The organism is Stenotrophomonas rhizophila (genome assembly GCF_001704155.1).
Lineage (GTDB): Bacteria > Pseudomonadota > Gammaproteobacteria > Xanthomonadales > Xanthomonadaceae > Stenotrophomonas > Stenotrophomonas rhizophila_A.
Genome location: NZ_CP016294.1, coordinates 566890 through 583136, shown reverse-complemented (window position 1 = coordinate 583136; position 16247 = coordinate 566890). Strand labels below are relative to the sequence as shown.

At 66.2% G+C, this 16247-nt stretch carries 14 protein-coding genes; 9 read left to right on the top strand and 5 right to left on the bottom strand.

From position 1 onward, the window contains the following. Window positions 1-13 precede the first annotated feature (13 nt). The 4 genes from BAY15_RS02470 to BAY15_RS02455 all read left to right on the top strand — a co-directional run bounded on the left by BAY15_RS02470 (window position 14) and on the right by BAY15_RS02455 (window position 3013). A complete protein-coding gene (locus BAY15_RS02470) occupies window positions 14-874 on the top strand; it encodes an SPOR domain-containing protein (RefSeq protein ID WP_068848680.1) in 861 nt (286 codons plus the stop codon). A gap of 158 nt (window positions 875-1032) precedes the next feature. Beyond that, window positions 1033-1926, top strand: a complete 894-nt coding sequence (locus tag BAY15_RS19485; RefSeq protein ID WP_237334305.1) for a hypothetical protein — start codon at window positions 1033-1035, stop codon at window positions 1924-1926. A 20-nt stretch (window positions 1927-1946) separates the two neighbouring features. Further along, window positions 1947-2621: an RES domain-containing protein gene (locus BAY15_RS02460; protein WP_157771673.1), complete on the top strand. Its 675-nt coding sequence runs from the start codon at window positions 1947-1949 to the stop codon at window positions 2619-2621. A 35-nt stretch (window positions 2622-2656) separates the two neighbouring features. After that, window positions 2657-3013, top strand: a complete 357-nt coding sequence (locus BAY15_RS02455; RefSeq protein ID WP_068848677.1) for a VOC family protein — start codon at window positions 2657-2659, stop codon at window positions 3011-3013. Here BAY15_RS02455 and BAY15_RS02450 read toward each other — a convergent pair whose 3' ends face one another. Both BAY15_RS02450 and BAY15_RS02445 read right to left on the bottom strand, forming a co-directional pair. Next, a complete protein-coding gene (locus BAY15_RS02450; protein ID WP_068848675.1) occupies window positions 3014-3763 on the bottom strand; it encodes an SDR family NAD(P)-dependent oxidoreductase in 750 nt (249 codons plus the stop codon). Window positions 3764-3834: 71 nt separating this feature from the next. Then, window positions 3835-4329, bottom strand: a complete 495-nt coding sequence (locus BAY15_RS02445) for a hypothetical protein (protein WP_068848673.1) — start codon at window positions 4327-4329, stop codon at window positions 3835-3837. 157 nt (window positions 4330-4486) lie between these two features. Between BAY15_RS02445 and BAY15_RS02440 the strand changes: the two genes are divergently transcribed. Then, window positions 4487-4957 carry a DUF1456 family protein gene (locus tag BAY15_RS02440; RefSeq protein WP_068848671.1) on the top strand — a complete coding sequence of 157 codons (471 nt, stop codon included), beginning with the start codon at window positions 4487-4489 and terminating at the stop codon, window positions 4955-4957. Window positions 4958-5209: 252 nt separating this feature from the next. Here BAY15_RS02440 and BAY15_RS02435 read toward each other — a convergent pair whose 3' ends face one another. Further along, the gene (locus BAY15_RS02435) at window positions 5210-5875 is read right to left on the bottom strand and encodes a TorF family putative porin (protein WP_068854510.1); all 666 of its coding nucleotides are present in this window, start codon (window positions 5873-5875) and stop codon (window positions 5210-5212) included. Window positions 5876-6091: 216 nt separating this feature from the next. On the opposite strand from BAY15_RS02435, the gene BAY15_RS02430 reads away from it, so the two are divergent. After that, on the top strand, window positions 6092-6481 hold the full coding sequence (locus BAY15_RS02430) for a DUF6165 family protein (RefSeq protein WP_068848669.1): 390 nt from the start codon (window positions 6092-6094) through the stop codon (window positions 6479-6481). A gap of 6 nt (window positions 6482-6487) precedes the next feature. On the opposite strand, the gene BAY15_RS02425 is transcribed toward BAY15_RS02430, so the two are convergent. Then, window positions 6488-7231 (bottom strand): FadR/GntR family transcriptional regulator, encoded by a 744-nt coding sequence (locus tag BAY15_RS02425; RefSeq protein WP_068854509.1) that lies wholly within the window; start codon window positions 7229-7231, stop codon window positions 6488-6490. A gap of 43 nt (window positions 7232-7274) precedes the next feature. Beyond that, window positions 7275-10163, bottom strand: a complete 2889-nt coding sequence (locus tag BAY15_RS02420) for a TonB-dependent receptor (protein ID WP_068848667.1) — start codon at window positions 10161-10163, stop codon at window positions 7275-7277. Window positions 10164-10560: 397 nt separating this feature from the next. Here BAY15_RS02420 and BAY15_RS02415 point away from each other — a divergent pair, with 397 nt between their 5' ends. Genes BAY15_RS02415 through BAY15_RS02405 form a run of 3 tightly spaced genes read left to right on the top strand, consistent with a single transcriptional unit; the run spans window position 10561 to window position 16243 of the window. Further along, a complete protein-coding gene (locus BAY15_RS02415; RefSeq protein WP_428999275.1) occupies window positions 10561-12723 on the top strand; it encodes a chondroitinase-B domain-containing protein in 2163 nt (720 codons plus the stop codon). Beyond that, complete coding sequence (locus BAY15_RS02410; protein WP_237334304.1) at window positions 12720-14957, top strand: oligoalginate lyase; 2238 nt, start codon at window positions 12720-12722, stop codon at window positions 14955-14957. Before BAY15_RS02415 ends, BAY15_RS02410 begins: the two co-directional genes overlap by 4 nt. After that, entirely contained in the window at window positions 14954-16243 is a 1290-nt protein-coding gene (locus tag BAY15_RS02405) for an MFS transporter (protein WP_068848658.1), read from the top strand. The genes BAY15_RS02410 and BAY15_RS02405 overlap by 4 nt, the downstream gene beginning before the upstream one ends. Window positions 16244-16247: the final 4 nt, after the last annotated feature.

Genomic DNA, 16247 nt, shown 5'->3' with positions numbered 1-16247 from the left:
GGAGAAGCAGTAAATGGCAGCACGACGCGGCAAGACCCAGGCGCGACGCAACACCAGCCAAGGCACGCCCGGATGGGTGTGGCTGGTGGCCGGCGTGGCGATTGCCGCGGTGGTGTTCCTGGCGGCACCGAACCTGTTCAAGAACGATGGCGACGGCTTCCTGCGGGTAGGCCCGCAGCCGGACCCGAACGCGCAGCCGGCCCCGGTCAGCGACGCGGACACCGACGTGGGCGCCGAACTGCCCAAGCCGGGTGCGGCCGCCAAACCTGCCGAGCCGGCCAAGCCCGCCGCCACGCAGTACGACTTCTACACCCTGCTTCCGGGCAAGGAAGTGGAAATGTCCGATGCGGAGCTGGCCGCCAGCGCGCGTGCCGAAGACCAGCGCCGGGCCAAGGCCGAAGCGCAGCGCGCGCAGGCCGCGCTGGAAGGCCGCCCGGTTCCCGCGGCCACGCCGGCACAGACCACTGCAACGGCTACCGCAGGCACCGCCACCACTGCACCGGCCCCGTTGCCGGCGCCGGTGGCCGAGCGCCCGGCAGCCGCCGCTGCACAGCCGAAGCCGGTTGCGGCTGCGGCCACGCCCAAGCCGGAAACCCCTGCTGCGGCCGCGCCGGCTACGGCGGCAGCAGAGCCGGCCAACAACGTGCGTTACATCCTGCAGGCCGGCGCCTTCGGGGCATCGGGCGATGCCGAAGCCACCAAGGCCAAGCTGGCCATGATCGGCCTGGCGGCGCGGGTGGAATCGGCGCAGATCAACGGCAAGACCGTATACCGCGTGCGCATGGGCCCGTACGGCACCGCCGGCGAGCTGGCAGAAGCCAAGCAGAAGCTGGACGGTACCGGGTTGCAGGCGATGGCCATCAAGGCCCAGTAGAGCCGACTGTCAATCGCCTGCGAGTTACCCCGAAAGCCCCGCATTGCGGGGCTTTTTTCATGGTGTAGCGCCTCGCTCATTGTCGGTTTAACCGGTTTAACCTATGCTCTTGAATCCCCTTCCGGGGATCGGCACTGCACTGGTTATCGGAGAGCCTCATGCGTATCGCCCATGACGTTTCCTATCTGGAAGTGAGCGAATCCAATGGCGAGTTGACCTCCAGGATCGGCATCAAACCGATGGAGGAGCTCACCCTCAAACTGGGTGCCGCGCAGCGTGCACGTGAGGAAGTCATTCGCGTCATCGATCTCCGTGGCGAGACAGCGCACGACCATCTCCAAAGTGCCCTTCTGACAGCCTTCATGTCTTTGCACTACACCAGACATGCCAATACCCCTCTTCCTCGCGAGGGCGAGCCGACGTATCACTACGTTCTGCTGGGCACGGACAGTACCGCCAGACATATGCACGGGACGTCGATCAAGGATTCGCTGAAAGCACTTCGGGGCAGCGCCGCGGATGATCACTTGCTGATCGACTTCTCATGCGTTGCAGAGGCCAGGCTGTTCGCGATTGAAGAGCTCTATCGGCGTGTGTACGGCCAGCCTTCCGAGCACGCGGAGCCGCAGCAGCTCGAACAGGACGCGGCTGCGCGCCGGATGAAACTCGCCAGTCAATGGCCAACCGCAGCGGAGGTAAGCCGCAACCTGGGCTCGTCCGCCGGGAACGCCAGCCATCTGGCAACCAAGTACCGTCGCTCAGGAAAACTGCTCGGTGTCTATCTTCCCGTGCCGGGTGGCAGCTGGCGCTTTCCGCAGTGGCAGTTCCAACGCGATGGGCAGCCCGTCATGCACCTCGAAGAGATCCTGAAGGTGCTGCACGAGCCGGGTCCATTTCTTGATACTGATCGCCGCAGTACCGGCTGGGGCGAAGTGGAATGGTTTCAGTCCGGCCACGTGTTGCTGGATGGCCACACGCCCGCCGAGGTGCTGGCAACCCATCCGCATCGTGTGTTGGCCGCGGCCAAAGCCGAGTTCAGCGAGGAGCCTTGATGCCGGGTGGCACACCTTGGTTGACCGACGAACCGGTTTGGTTCGAGCCCCCTACCGGGGAGCTTTATCGGGTTCACCCAGGCGTGTTTGATGCAGCCCTGCCCAATCCTGCGAGCAGGGCTCGCTTCGCGCTGCCGGGCACCCATGCCATGTTCTATGCGGCTGATTCGCTTGAAGGGGCGCTGTGGGAAGCGTTACTGCGTTACACGGTGATCGGACGCGAAGGCCTGTGCGAGTTCCCTACCGCCAAGCTCAAGGGTCAGGTTGTATCGCGGGTTCGCTTCAAGGCGGCCCGATCCAGGCTGTTGCCGCTCAGTCGCCCCGGCCTGCAGCACTTGTTTCCTGATGGAGACAGCGCGGCTGTGCAGGCAGTCAAGTTCCTGACCACCACACCTGATCACACCGCCACCCATGTGGAGGCGGCCGAACTGCATGCCTGCTTGCTGGGCCTGACACCTCCGATCGAGGACATGCCGATGTTGAGCTGGAAGTCACGCCAGTTTGAAGATTCGACGGTGTATCTGTCCTATCACCGGCACGGCGCTCCGTCTGGGTGGGAACACGTTGGCGCTTCCCAGTCCTTGGATACTCCGGCGGGAATGGCACTCATCCAGGCAGCGCTGGGCAGGCACAAGTTCGAGTGGACACCGCTCAACACCCTACCGACCCACGTGATCAATGACAGCGCGGTTTGATACGGTATCCACCTATCCCTCAGTACGGAACACGCATGGGCAGCTCAGACGGCAACAACCACCGCATCGACAACATCGAATTCAACGTGGCTGACATCGCGCGCAGCAAGGCGTTCTACGGCGAGGTGTTCGGTTGGACCTTCACCGATTACGGCCCGGGCTACACCGAATTCAACGACGGCCGCCTGCGCGGTGGCTTCACCACCGATGGGCCGGTACGCGCTGGCGGGCCGCTGGTGATCCTGTATGCCGAGGACCTCGACGCCACGCAGGCGCGGGTGGAAAAGGCCGGTGCGGCCATTTCCACGCCGGCCTTCGACTTCCCGGGCGGGCGCCGGTTCCATTTCCGCGACCCCGATGGGTATGAGCTCGCGGTATGGACGGCAGCCTGATCAGTCGCGCGCAACCTGGAAGCCGGCAAACGACTGGCTGACCGGCATCAGTTCGAGGCGGTTGATGTTCAGGTGCGCCGGCAGGTTGGCCACCCAGAAGATCTGCTCGGCGATGTCCTCGGCGGTCATCGGGTTGGCGCCGGTGTAGAGAGTGTCCGAGGCGGCCTGGTTGCCGTGGGTGCGGACCAGGGTGAATTCGGTCTCGGCCATGCCCGGTTCGATGGTGGTCACGCGCACGCCGGTGCCGTGCAGGTCCGAGCGCAGGCCCAGCGAGAACTGGCTGACGAAGGCCTTGGTGCCGCCGTAGGCGTTGCCGCCCGGGTAGGGGTACACGCCGGCCACCGAGCTGATGTTGATGATGGCGCCCTTGCGCGCCACCAGCTGCGGCAGCAGGCGGTGGGTGAGCGTGACCAGCGCGGTGACGTTGGTGTCGATCATGGTGCGCCAGTCTTCCAGCGAAGCGCTCTGGGCCGGGGCGGTGCCCTGGGCCAGGCCGGCGTTGTTGACCAGCAGGTCGATGTCGGCGAAACCGGCCGGCAGCGCGGCCAGGGCCGCTTCCATCGCGGCGTTGTCGCGCACGTCGAAGACCGCCGCATGTACGCGCTCGGGGCCGTAAGCGTCGACCAGCGGCAGCAGCCGTTCGGCACGGCGCCCGGTGGCGATGACCCGCCAGCCGGCCTGGGCGAAACGATGGACGGCGGCGGCGCCAAAGCCGGAAGTGGCGCCGGTAATCAGAGCGGTACGGGTCATCGGGGGTCTCCGTGGGATTCCCGACCATTTTCGCACCCTGCGCCGCGCTGTGTTGGCGGGCGCTGGCGGAATCAGCGGATGCGGAACACCCGGGCCTTGGGCAGGTCTTCATCCACCTGCAGGAACCAGCGCCCGGCAATGCCCGGCACCACCACGATGGGCGGGTTGCTGCGGCTGGCCTTGAGCTTCATCTCGCCCTTGAGCACCTGCCACTGCTGGCCGTTGTCGAGGGTGAACACGGTGCCCGGCTGCCAGCCATCGACCTGGCCGGTGACGCTGGCATGGATGGGGCCATCGTCCAGGCCGGGGAACATCGGGGCCGGGGTGGGCGCGCCGGGCAGCGGTGCCGGGGCTGCCGCGGCAACCACCGGAGCCGGCGCCGGGGCGCGGGCGTCGGCCTCGCGCAGCAGGCGGTTCAAGGTCTGCAGCTGGGCGGGGGTGAGCCCCACTCCGGCCAGCTGCTGCGAGTCCACGCGCTGTTCAATCGCCACATACGGGGCCTGGGCCGAGGCCGTTGCGGCCAGCCAGACCATGCCCACACCCGCCAGAACCTGCCACCTGCGCATTGCCTGCTCCACTGCCTGTTGATGCCTGAGGAGCGCACTGTGCTTCACTTTCATGGCAGCCAGATGACAGCCGGAACGAGCCTTTTCGGGGCCCGGTGGCTGGTGGGGGTAAAATGGCCGCCAGCCACGCAGCCGCGTCGGCGGTATTGGACGTCTCATGATCAACAACGATGTACTGCGCAGCATCCGTTACATGCTCGACCTTAGCGACGGAAAGATTGCGGAAATCTGTGCCCTGGCCGACCCGGCATTCGTGGTGGACAAGGCCGATGTGCCCGGTTGGCTGCGCAAGGAAGACGAGGAAGGGTTCGTGGCCTGCGATGACCGCACGCTGGCGCACTTCCTGGACGGGCTGATCGTGCAGTTCCGCGGCCGCGATGAAAGCCAGCCGCTGCGCCCGGTGGAAAAGCGCATCACCAACAACCTGGTGCTGAAGAAGCTGCGGGTGGCCTTCGAGCTGAAGGATGTGGACATGCATTCGATCTTCGAGAGCGCCGGGTTCCCGGTCTCGAAGCCGGAGCTGTCGGCGTTGTTCCGGCAGCCGGACCATAAGAATTTCCGCGCGTGCGGCGATCAGCTGCTGCGTAATTTCCTGAAAGGTTTGACGCTGCGCGTTCGTCAGGCATAAGTCGACGCTCCGTTTGCGGTCCATGCGTTAAAGGGCCGATTGACCGTATCGGCAGTCGTTTGGGAACCGACCCTACCCTCCCGGCGCGCCGACGGGCAGGTTTTTGCGCACTGGCCCTGGTCGGTGCGCATTGGCGATGCGGCATGGGCGACGCCGGTAGGGTCGCATCCCTATCGACCGCACGCGCGGGTGGGTACCCCGGTAAGGCATGACCGCTGGCGAAACGGTGCGGTTTCAATCACCGCCCGCACCTCAGAACGTTGTCTGGATCGCGAATTCCACGCGGGAGCCGGCGTTGCTGCCGAACAGGCGCTTGGCGGCGCGGTCGGTGTCGTGTGCGGTCAGGCGCAGCTCCCACGGGCCATGCACTTTCCAGATGGCGCTGAGCTGGCCGTGCAGGTAGTCGTCGGCGTACGCGCTGTCGAGCCAGTATTGGCCCACCGCGCCTTCGATGCGCCACTGCTCGCCCAGCGGCAGCCGTGCGCCCAGCTGGGCGTAGGTGCCGGTGCGGCCGCTGGCCAGGGCGTCGTCGGAAACGCCGGCGCTCACCCAGTAGCGCTCCTTCCAGGTCAGCGTGCTGTTGAGCTCGGTCCAGTCCAGGTCCACGTCGGTGGACGGGTACAGGTAATGGGTAAGGTTGACGTCCAGCGCCCAATCCGGCGCCAGCGCACCGCTCCAGCCGGCGACGATGTCGAATTCGCTGCGTGCACCGGCATCCGGTTCGAACGACACCCCCGAGCCCCAGACCGAGGCATACCAGCCCGATTCGCTGCTGAGCTTGACCCCGGCCTGCACCGTGGGATCTTCCATCGTCTGCGAGCTGCCGCGCCAGACGTAATCGGAGGTCAGCGTGGCGTTACCGTCCACGCCCGCCAGCGCCGAGCCACTGAGCGCCAGGCCAAGTACCACGCCGCTCATCCGGCGCAGTGCGCGCCCTTTTTCCTGCTTTGCCACCACGTCCACCACTCCTGAAAACGGCCGCGCCGTTGAAGCGCACAGTGTGGTGAGCGTGGCCGTAAAGGCGCCATGCGCCGCAGCGGCGGGGCGCGCAAATTCGGCGTAAAAGCTGCCCACCAGGCCTTCAGGCGGCCCGCGCTATCATGGCGGCCCTGACTGACCTGCAGCGAGAAACGCGTGGACGCGATCCTGACCCCGGTATCGATTGGCGAGCTGATCGACAAGATCACCATCCTGGAAATCAAGGCCGAACGCATCACCGATGCCGGCAAGGTGGCCAACGTGCGCACCGAACTGGAGGGGCTGCTGCCGCTGTGGCAGGAACAACTGGCCGCGCAGCCAGGGCTGGAGGCGCTGAAGACCCAGCTCAAGGCAATCAACGTGCGGATGTGGGACATCCAGGACCAGCTGCGCGACAAGGAAGCGGCGCAGGTGTTCGATGATCAGTTCATCCAGCTGGCGCGCGGGGTGTATGGCACCAATGGCGAGCGGGTGAAGGTGAAGAACGAGATCAACCGGATTGCCGGCTCACAGCTGGTGGAAGAAAAGCAGTACCAGGGGGAATAACCCCCCTTATCGCGCGGTGGCGGCCAGGAACCGTTCGCGGTCCTGCTGGGTGCGCCGGCGGATCTCCGCCAGCGCTTCGTTTTCCGTAGCTTCCAGCATGGATTCGAACAGCCGCTGGAAGTGATTGCGCATTGCCGTGCGCGCCGCGCCGGGGTCGCGCAGGCGCAGGCCATCGAGGATGGCGGTGTGTTCGTCGTTGCGGGTGTCGCCGTCGTTGTGGCACACGTTGGCATACACCTGGCGCACTCGCGGCAACTCGTTGCGCATGCGCCAGATCAGCTGCACGCAGTGCTCCACCACCGGGTTGCCGGCAATACGCGCAATGGCCAGGTGGAACTGGCGGTCGGCCTCGCTGGCCGCCGCCTCGCTCGAGGCCGGGTCGGTCATTGCCGCAATCAGCCCTTCCAGCATTTCCACTTCCGCATCGGTGATGCGGCTGGCGGCCATGGCCGCCGCCTCGGCTTCGATCACCGCACGGGCGGCGGTGAGGTCGAAGGCCGATACGTCCGGCAGCGCGCCAGGGGCGGCCGCCGGACGTGCCTTCACGTACACGCCCGAGCCGGTCTTGATGGTGATCAGGCCCTGCGCCTCCAGAGCGATTTCCGCTTCACGCACCGTGACCCGGCTCACCCCCAGCCGTTCGGCCAGGTCGCGTTCGCCGGGCAGGCGCGAGCCGGGCGGGAATTCGCCCTTCTCGATCAGCGCGACGATTTCAGCGGCAATGGACTGGTAAAGGCGGGGTTCGGACATCATCAAGGCCTGGCTGTACGGTGGCTGGGAACCGGAGTTGCGCTTAGAAACGGTAGCGTACCCCCAGATAATACCGCCGGCCGTAGGTGGTGTACTCGCGGAAGCTGCCCAGGATGGGCATATCCGACACCCGCGGCTCGTCCGTGAGGTTGCTGGCCGACAGCGATACCGACAGGTGCTTGTTCACCTTGTAGGTGGCGCGGAAGTCCAGCGAGCCATTGTCGCGCACGTAGCGGTTCTGCGCCGGGTCGCCCACGAACTGCTGGTAGTAATCGGAGCGGTACTTGTAGATGGCCTGCAGGTCCAGCTTGCCCAGGCCCCAGTACACCTGCGCAGAGGCCACGTGCTTGGACAGGCCGAAGATGTTGGCCGGCTCCACGATGCCAGGGGTGACGATGCCGGTGCCCGGGTCAGTGGACTCGCCCAGGCGCAGGTCTTCGGTCTTGAAGTTGGAATGGGCGTAGTTGTAGCTGGCCTTCACGCCCAGCCCGGCGAAGATGCCCGGCAGGTAGGAGAAGCTGTGCGAGCCGGTGAGCTCGAAGCCGATCAGGTCGCTCTTCTGGTCGCTGGTGGCCAGCTGCTCCACCGGCACGGTGACGCTCACCCCGTCGATGTCGAAGTTTTCGCCCACCACCACCGGCACCGAGCCACCGTTGAACTGCTTGTAGTACACGGCGGTGGACAGCATGGAATCGGCGTTGGCGTACCACTCCAGCGAGACATCGGCATTCCACGACATCAGCGGGGTGGCGCGCGGGTTGCCGGTGGCGGTGATGTTGCCCAGTGCATCGGCCACGCTGCCGAATTCGGTATCCACTTCATCCAGGTTGAAGCTGCGGCCGTAGCCGAGCGCGGCGAGGTCCGGGCGCGACATCGCACGGTAGGCACCCACGCGCAGCAGCAGGTCCGGGCGCAGTTCGAAGGCGGCGTTGAAGCTGGGCAGCCATTCGTTGTTGCTGGCCTTGAGCACCTGCCGGGTGAAATCGCCGGTGGGCCGCAGGGTCACGGTGCCGTCGGGGTTGTTGACCACGTCCAGCCCGCTGCGCAGGCCCATCGAACGCACGTCGGTGTGCACCCAGCGCACGCCGATGTTGCCGGTGACCGGCACGCCGAACCACTCGCTGCTGTAGTCGCCCATCAGGTAGATGGCGCTGGTTTTCTCGGTCACATCGTTGTTGGCCGGGTCGCGCACGTCCGCGCTGAGGCCGGTGTCGTCCACGCCGGTGAAGGCCTTGAACAGGCAGCGGCTGTCGAAGGTCGCCCACTGGTCGATGGTGTTGCCGCTGGCGTTGGCCAGGAAATCATCCTGCGGGAAGGCCTGCCGGCAGGCCTGGTTGGCGGCGCGGATCGCAGCGACATTGGTGGTGGTGACATCCACCGTGTCCGTGAAGTCGGTGTAGGTCGCTTCGGAACGGCGCAGGCCACCCTTGAGCGCGGTGAAGAAGCCGCTTTCCGGGGTGAATGCCGCATCGAAGCGGCCGGCGCGGATGGTGTGTTCGCGATCCTGCTGGCGGCGGCGGACCAGGGCTGAATCGGTGAAGTTGTCCGGGTTGTTCACGTCGAACGCCGGGTCCAGGTAGATGCTGGGCACATCGCCGCTGTAGTCGTAGGTGTAGTCGACATAGCGGGTGTTCTTGATGCCGGCCACCGGCCTGCCGTTGACGTCGGTACGACCGGCGCGCAGGCGGGTGGAGCGCTCGATCTGCGAACGCTGGGTGTTGGAGTAGGACAGATCCGTGGAGAACATCCACGCCGCGCTGGGCCGCACGATCACGTTGAACCCGCCGCCAGTGTATTCCTCGTTGCGTTCAAGGAAATTGCCGGTGGAATCGATGGTGGTGCTGCCGGTGTGGCTGATCAGCGCACCGTCGTCGGTGACCACGCGGTTGTTGATGTTGCGCATCATCGACGACAGCGTGAGGTCCGAACGGTCTTCGGTGTAGTCGCGCTTGGAGTGCTGGTAATCCAGGTTCACTTCCACCGCGTCGTTGGGCCGCCACTGCAGCGCGCCGAACTGCGAATCGCGCTTGTCGTGTTCGATGAACTGGCGATACAGGCGGCTGCCGGGCACCAGGTAATACGGCACGCCGTTGGCCACGTCGTTGCCGTTGACCTGGGTGCAGTTGCGGGTGGCGCCGACCACTTCGCGGCCATCGCAGGCGGCCCAGGTGGTGCTGCTGGAGAACATTTCTTCGGGGTTGCTGCCTTCCAGCGCCTGCAGGCCGAGCGAAACGCCAAGTTTGCCGCCGCCGCTGAAATCGAACTGGTCGATGTAGCTGGCGGTACCGCGCCAGCCCACGCCGTCGCCGTCCTTGAGACGGTCGTCGTATTCCTGCCAGGTGCCGCGCCCGTCCAGCTGGAAGGTGCGCTTGCCGTACTCGAGCGGCTTGACGGTTTCCATGTTGACGGTGCCGGCGGTGCCGCCTTCGACGAAGTCGGCGCGCTGGGTCTTGTAGATGGCCACGGTGTTGATCAGCTCCGAGGGGAACTGGTTGAAGTTCACCGAGCGGTCGCCGCTGCCGTTGGTGGCCTCGCGGCCGTTGAAGGTGGACGAGCCGAGGAACGGGCCCAGCCCGCGGATCGAGATTTCCGAGGCGCCGCCCTTCTCGCGGTGGGTGGAGGCGCCGGTGATGGTTTCGATGGCTTCGCCGATGGACAGCGCCGGCAGGTCGCCGATGTCTTCGGCCGAGAGCACGTCGGACACCACGGTCTCGTCGCGCTTCTTGTCGATCGAGGTCTGGATGGTGCCGCGGGTACCGGTCACCTGGACCTGGTCCAGGGTGGTGGCCTGCGCCGGCGCGGTGGCCGGGGCGGCGTCCTGTGCGTGGGCCAGCGGCAGGGCCGCGGTGGCGCACAGGGCATAGAACAGCGCGCTGTGCAGCGCGGTGTGGCGGAAGCCTCGTGGCGAGGCCGTACGGCGGTCATGCAACATCGTGATCTCCCTCCCAGGATGGATCGTCCGACTACACGGATTCGATCCGGAAGATTCACGGTTCAAGGACCAATGTCAATGAATTGGTACTAAAGTCTACCCCGGTGATGCACCTAGGCCAGTTACAACCACTCTTATGTGCGGATGCAGCAGATATTTGCGCAAATGGCCAACCACATATGCCTAAAGTGGTATGCGATTGTGGTTGACGTCGTTGCGGTCGAGGCTGTTACCATCCGGACTCGCGTTGGCGTCCATGGTGATCTGGGAGGGTTAACCTGTGGCACAGCAACAAGCTGAGGGTGTGAGTAGGGCGGTACAGCGTTGGTTTCGGTGGGGTCCATGCGTTATGGGGCCGATCGGCCTTACTGGCCGGCGTTTGGGAACCGCCGCTACCGTGCTGGCGCTCCTGCCTGGCGTTGCCTGGTCGGCTGAGTATCTTGTGCACGACGCGGCTGGGTACGCTGCCGCTGCGAAGGGCCTGAAGCCCGGCGATACTGTCGTTCTGGCCGATGGAACGTGGCGGGATGTGGATCTTCTGCTGACGGGTACCGGCACAATTGGTAAACCAATTCGTCTGACCGCGCAGACGCCCGGGAAGGTGATCCTGAGCGGGCAATCGCAGCTGCGGCTGGCCGGGGCCTACCTGGAAGTCTCCAACCTGGTGTTCCGCGATGGCTGGGCGCCGGGTGGTGAGGTGGTGAGCTTCCGCAGCTCCTCCAAGGCCTGGGCCGAGCACAGCCGGGTCACCGGCATCGTGATTGATGGCTACAACAAGCCCGACCGCGCCCAGTCCGATAACTGGGTGGCGATGTACGGCAAATTCAACCGCTTCGACCACAACCAGCTGGTGGGCAAGACCAACGCCGGCACCACCCTGGTGGTGGTGCGCAATGCCACCAGCGGGTTGGATAACCGCCACCGCATCGACCACAACTGGTTCGGGCCGCGCCCCAACCTGGGCAGCAACGGCGGCGAGACCATCCGGGTGGGCACCAGCCACGATTCGCAGTCGGCCTCCAACACGGTGGTGGAGAACAACTGGTTCGAGCACTGCGATGGCGAGGTGGAGATCGTCTCCAACAAGTCCGGTGGCAACCTGTACCGCGGCAACGTGTTCAAGGAATCGCGCGGCTCGATGGTGCTGCGCCACGGCCACGGCAACGTGGTGGAGCGCAACATCTTCCTGGGCAACGGCAAGCCACATACCGGTGGGGTGCGGGTGATCAACCGCGACCAGATCGTGCGCGACAACTATTTCGAAGGCGTGGCCGGCGATGGCTTCGCCTCGGCGCTGGCCGTGATGGCCGGCACCCGCGATGCGCCACTCAACCGCTATGAGCAGGTGGACAATGCGCTGATCAGCCATAACAGCTTCGTGCAGGCGCGCTACCTCTTCCTCGGCGCCGGGCTGGACGAGGAGCGCAACGCGATGCCTGTGCGCAGCAAGATCGACGACAACCTGTTCGTCGGCGACGGCAGCGGCGAGCTGCTGCGCACGCAAGGCGAGCTTTCCGGCATTGCCTTCAGTGGCAACGTGCAGAGCCCGGCGGCGTCACCCGGTTTCCCCAACGGCGTTCAGGGCCGCAGCCTCACCCTGCAGCGCGCGGCCAACGGCCTGCTGTATCCGCCGGCCGGTGTTGAGGTTGGCGCACCGCGCGACCTGGCGCCGGTGCCGCGCGAACAGGTCGGCGTGGCGTGGTATCCCAAACAGCTCACCCAGGCCACGTTGGACAGCGGCCGCGCGCACCGCGTCGCGCCGGGCGAAGACACCCTGGTGACCGCCGTGGCGGCCAGCGCCGCAGGCGACCGCCTGCAGCTCCAGCCCGGTGACTACCGCATCAGCCAGGTGCTGGCGGTAAACCACCCGCTGAGCGTGATCGGCCCGGCCAAGGGCAAGGCCACGCTGCGGTTCTCACGACCCTCGCTGTTCGAGATCCGCCCCGGTGGCTCGCTGCGCCTGGCCGGGCTGGAGATCGACGGCAGCCTGGCCCCCGATGCGGCCGGCAATGCGGTGATCCGGGTACCGCCGGGCAGCCAGGCCTTCGATTACACCCTGGCCATTGAAGACAGCCGCATCCACGACCTGAGCAGCAACAAGGCCTTTGATGTGATCAACACCGGCAAGGGCACGTTCGCCGCGTTGATCCGGCTGCACGGCGTGACGGTGAACGACATCAGCGGCAGCGTGATCGCCGCCGCCGCCGAGACCGACGACCTGGGCACCTACAACGCCGAAACGGTGGAGATTGTCGATTCGATCTTCCAGCGCATCGGTGGCCCGCTGGTGAACCTGTACCGCGGCGGCACCGATGAGAGCACCTTCGGGCCGGCCTTCGAGCTGCGCGGCAGCCGCCTGGAACAGGTGGGCAACGTGGGCGACACCAGCCTGCGCCTGCACGGCGTGCAGCAGGCCCACCTGAGCGACACCACCTGGCTGCGCAGCGGCCGGGTGCGTTTCACCCATCAGACAGGCGAGCCGCACCTGCGCCTGCGCAACACCACGTTCACCGCTACGGCGGCGCTGCAGTCCGATACCCCAGCCGAGACTTTGCCATGACGCGTTCCACGCCCCTGATGCTGCTGCTGGCGGCCACCTTCAGTGCCGCCGCGCTGCCCGCCGCGCACGCCCAGGCGCCCAGCACCGCCACGCGCGGTGCCGAAGCCGGCAGCGCACCGGTGCTGGTCACCGCCGCCCAGTGGGAGCAGATGCGCCGCGATGGCGCCGGCTACCCGATGTTCGCCAAGGAACAGGCGCGTGCCGAGAAGCTGGTGCGCGCGATGATGAAAGCCGGCATCGATGTACCGGTGCCCAAGGACAAGGGCGGCGGCTACACCCACGAACAGCACAAGCGCAATTACCAGGCCATCCAGGCCGCAGGCGCGCTGTACCGGCTCACCGGCGACAAGGCGTATGCGAACTTCGCGCGCGATGTACTGCTCGGCTACGCCACGCTGTACCCCGGCCTGGGCGCTCATCCGGAAGGACGCGGGCAGATTCCCGGGCGTCTGTTCTGGCAGACGCTCAATGATTCGGTGTGGCTGGTCAACGCGGTGCAGGGTTACGACGCGATCCGCGACAGCCTCGGCGCCGATGAGCGCCGCACCATTGACAACAACGTGTTCCGGCCGATGGCGCAGTTCCTGAGCGGCAACCCGGAGAACTTCGACAAGATCCACAACCACGCCACCTGGGCGGTGGCCGCCACCGGCATGACCGGCTACGTGCTGCGCGACCCGGTGCTGGTGGACCAGGCGCTGAAGGGGAGCAAACGCGATGGCAACGCCGGCTTCCTCAAGCAGGTGGACCAGCTGTTCTCGCCCGATGGCTATTACGAAGAGGGCCCTTACTACCAGCGCTATGCGCTGGCGCCCTTCATCCTGTTCGCCAACGCGGTACAGCGCAACGAACCCGAACGCGGCATCTTCAAGCGCCGCGACGGGGTGCTGCTCAAGGCGGTGGATGCGCTGGTACAGAGCAGCTACGGCGGCTACTTCATCCCGATCAACGACGCGATCCTGGACAAGGGCCTGGACACCGAAGAGCTGGTGGCGGGCATCGACATCGCGTACGCCAACACCGGCGATGCACGGTTGCTGTCGGTCGCCAAGGGCCAGAAGCGCGTGCTGCTCTCGCCCGAAGGGCTGCAGGTGGCCAAGGCGCTGGCTGAAGACAAGGCCAGGCCCTATGCCTTCGTGCCCACCCTGCTGCGCGATGGCCCGGACGGCACCGAAGGCGCGCTGGCGATCCTGCGCATGGGTGGCGAAGACGGCCAGGCACTGGTGATGAAGAACACCAAGCAGGGCATGGGGCACGGCCACTTCGACAAGCTCAACTGGCTGTTCTACGACAACGGCCAGCGCGTGGTCACCGACTACGGCGCCGCCCGCTTCCTCAACATCGAAGCCAAGTCCGGCGGCATCTACCTGCCCGAGAACACCAGCTGGGCGCGGCAGACGCTGGCGCACAACACGCTGGTGGTGAACGAGCAGAGCCACTTCGGCGGCGACTGGAAGAAGGGCCAGCCGCTGGCCCCCGCCCCGCTGCTGTTCGCGGTGACCGACGACACCCAGATCGTGTCGGCACGCATGGACGGTGCGTATGACGGGGTGAGCTTCACCCGCACCCAGGCGCTGCTCGCGCACCCGTCGCTGGGCCAGCCGGTGGTGCTGGACCTGCTGCGCGTGGACGGCAGCACGCCGGCCCGCTACGACCTGCCGCTGCACCTCAACGGCCACATCATGGACGTGGGCTTCAAGGCGCAGTCGGCGGTGACCACGCGCCCGGTGCTGGGCAAGGCCAACGGCTACCAGCACGTGTGGGTGGATGCCTCCAGCGAACCGGGCACTGAGGCGCGGAGCCTGACCTGGCTGCTGGACGGGCGCTTCTACACCTACCGCTTCGCCAGCACCGCGCCGGCGCGGGCGTTGATCGGCGAGAGCGGTGCGAACGATCCTTCGTTCAACCTGCGCCGCGAACCGCTGCTGCTGCAGCGCGTGGATGGCCAGGCGTCCACTACCTTCTACGGTGTGCTGGAACCGCATGGCCAGTACGACGGCACCGCCGAAACCGTGCGCGGCGCCAACAGCCGCATCGACCGCCTGGCTCACTACCGTGGCAAGGACGCCAGCGTGCTGGTGCTGGACCTGGCCGGTGGCCAGCGCGTGGCGCTGGGCATTGCCGATGACCCGTCCAAGGGCGGCAGCCATGAGGTGAGCGCCGACGGCCAACGCTGGAACTGGAGCGGTGGCTGGAAGCGCTTCGATACGGCCACCGGCAAGGGCGGCAAATGAACGTGAGCACCCGAACCCGTTCTTACGTGCGCTGGCTGATCGTGGCGCTGATCGCGGTGGCCACGGTGATCAACTACATCGACCGCAACGCCCTGGCGGTGATGTGGCCACAGATTTCCAAGGACGTAGGCGCCACCAAGGAAGACTACGCGCTGCTGGTCACGGTGTTCATGCTGTTCTACGCCGCCGGCCAGTTCGTGTTCGGCCGCCTGTTCGACATCATCGGCACCCGCATGGGCTTTGCGCTGTCGATTGCGGTGTGGTCGATCTCGATCGCGCTGCATTCGGTAACCCACTCGATCCTGTCCTTCAGCATCGTGCGCGCCATGCTCGGCATCAGTGAAGCAGGCGCGTGGCCCGGTGCGGTCAAGGCCAACGCCGAATGGTTCCCGGCGCGCGAGCGGGCCCTGGCGCAAGGCGTGTTCAACGCTGGCGCGTCGATCGGCGCCATCATTTCCGCCCCCCTCATCGCGGTGCTGTTCCTGTGGCTGGGCTGGCGCGGCACCTTCATCCTCATCGGCGCCATCGGGTTCGTCTGGCTGCTGCCGTGGCTGATCATCTACCGCGCCGGCCCGGACAAGCACCCGTGGGTGAGCGCGGCCGAACGCGCGTTGATCCTGGATGCGCCGGCCGAACAGCCGGCCGTTCCCAAGGTCGAATACGTGCCGAACGTGCGCCAGCTGCTGGGCCACCGGCAGACCTGGGGCATCCTCACCACGCGCTTCTTCATCGACCCGATCTGGTGGCTGTTCGTGTCCTGGCTGCCGATCTACCTGGCCGATACCTTCGGCTTCGACATCAAGCAGATCGGCATCTTTGCCTGGGTGCCGTACGTGGGCGCGATGATCGGCAGCCTGGGCGGCGGCTGGTTGTCCGGGCGGCTGATCGGGGCCGGCTGGAGCGTGGACCGCGCACGCAAATGGGTCATCACCCTGGGCGGGGCAATCATGGCCCCGGCGCTGCTGGGCGCGGTGCTGGCCACCGACCCGGTGTGGGCGGTGGTGACCATTGCCTTCGTGCTGTTCGGTTTCCAGATCGCCATCGGCAACATCCAGACCCTGCCCGGCGACATCTTCAATGGCAGATCGGTCGGCTCGCTGGCCGGGCTGGGCGGCATGGCCGCCGTGGCCGGCACGCTGATCACCACCTGGCTGGTGCCGGTGATGACCCGCGACTCCTATGCACCCATTTTCATCCTGGTGGCGGCGCTGGTGCCCGCTTCCCTGCTTGCCCTGTGGCTGGTGACCGGACGCGTCGAGAAGCTCGACGCGCCGCCTTCCCGCTGAGGTT

Coding starts and splice junctions, on each gene's coding strand:
- BAY15_RS02420 (WP_068848667.1), bottom strand. CDS start 10,163: ATGTTGCATGACCGCCGTACGGCCTCGCCACGAGGCTTCCGCCACACC.
- BAY15_RS02410 (WP_237334304.1), top strand. CDS start 12,720: ATGACGCGTTCCACGCCCCTGATGCTGCTGCTGGCGGCCACCTTCAGT.
- BAY15_RS02445 (WP_068848673.1), bottom strand. CDS start 4,329: ATGCGCAGGTGGCAGGTTCTGGCGGGTGTGGGCATGGTCTGGCTGGCC.
- BAY15_RS02470 (WP_068848680.1), top strand. CDS start 14: ATGGCAGCACGACGCGGCAAGACCCAGGCGCGACGCAACACCAGCCAA.
- BAY15_RS02450 (WP_068848675.1), bottom strand. CDS start 3,763: ATGACCCGTACCGCTCTGATTACCGGCGCCACTTCCGGCTTTGGCGCC.
- BAY15_RS02425 (WP_068854509.1), bottom strand. CDS start 7,231: ATGTCCGAACCCCGCCTTTACCAGTCCATTGCCGCTGAAATCGTCGCG.
- BAY15_RS02440 (WP_068848671.1), top strand. CDS start 4,487: ATGATCAACAACGATGTACTGCGCAGCATCCGTTACATGCTCGACCTT.
- BAY15_RS19485 (WP_237334305.1), top strand. CDS start 1,033: ATGCGTATCGCCCATGACGTTTCCTATCTGGAAGTGAGCGAATCCAAT.
- BAY15_RS02455 (WP_068848677.1), top strand. CDS start 2,657: ATGGGCAGCTCAGACGGCAACAACCACCGCATCGACAACATCGAATTC.
- BAY15_RS02435 (WP_068854510.1), bottom strand. CDS start 5,875: ATGAGCGGCGTGGTACTTGGCCTGGCGCTCAGTGGCTCGGCGCTGGCG.
- BAY15_RS02405 (WP_068848658.1), top strand. CDS start 14,954: ATGAACGTGAGCACCCGAACCCGTTCTTACGTGCGCTGGCTGATCGTG.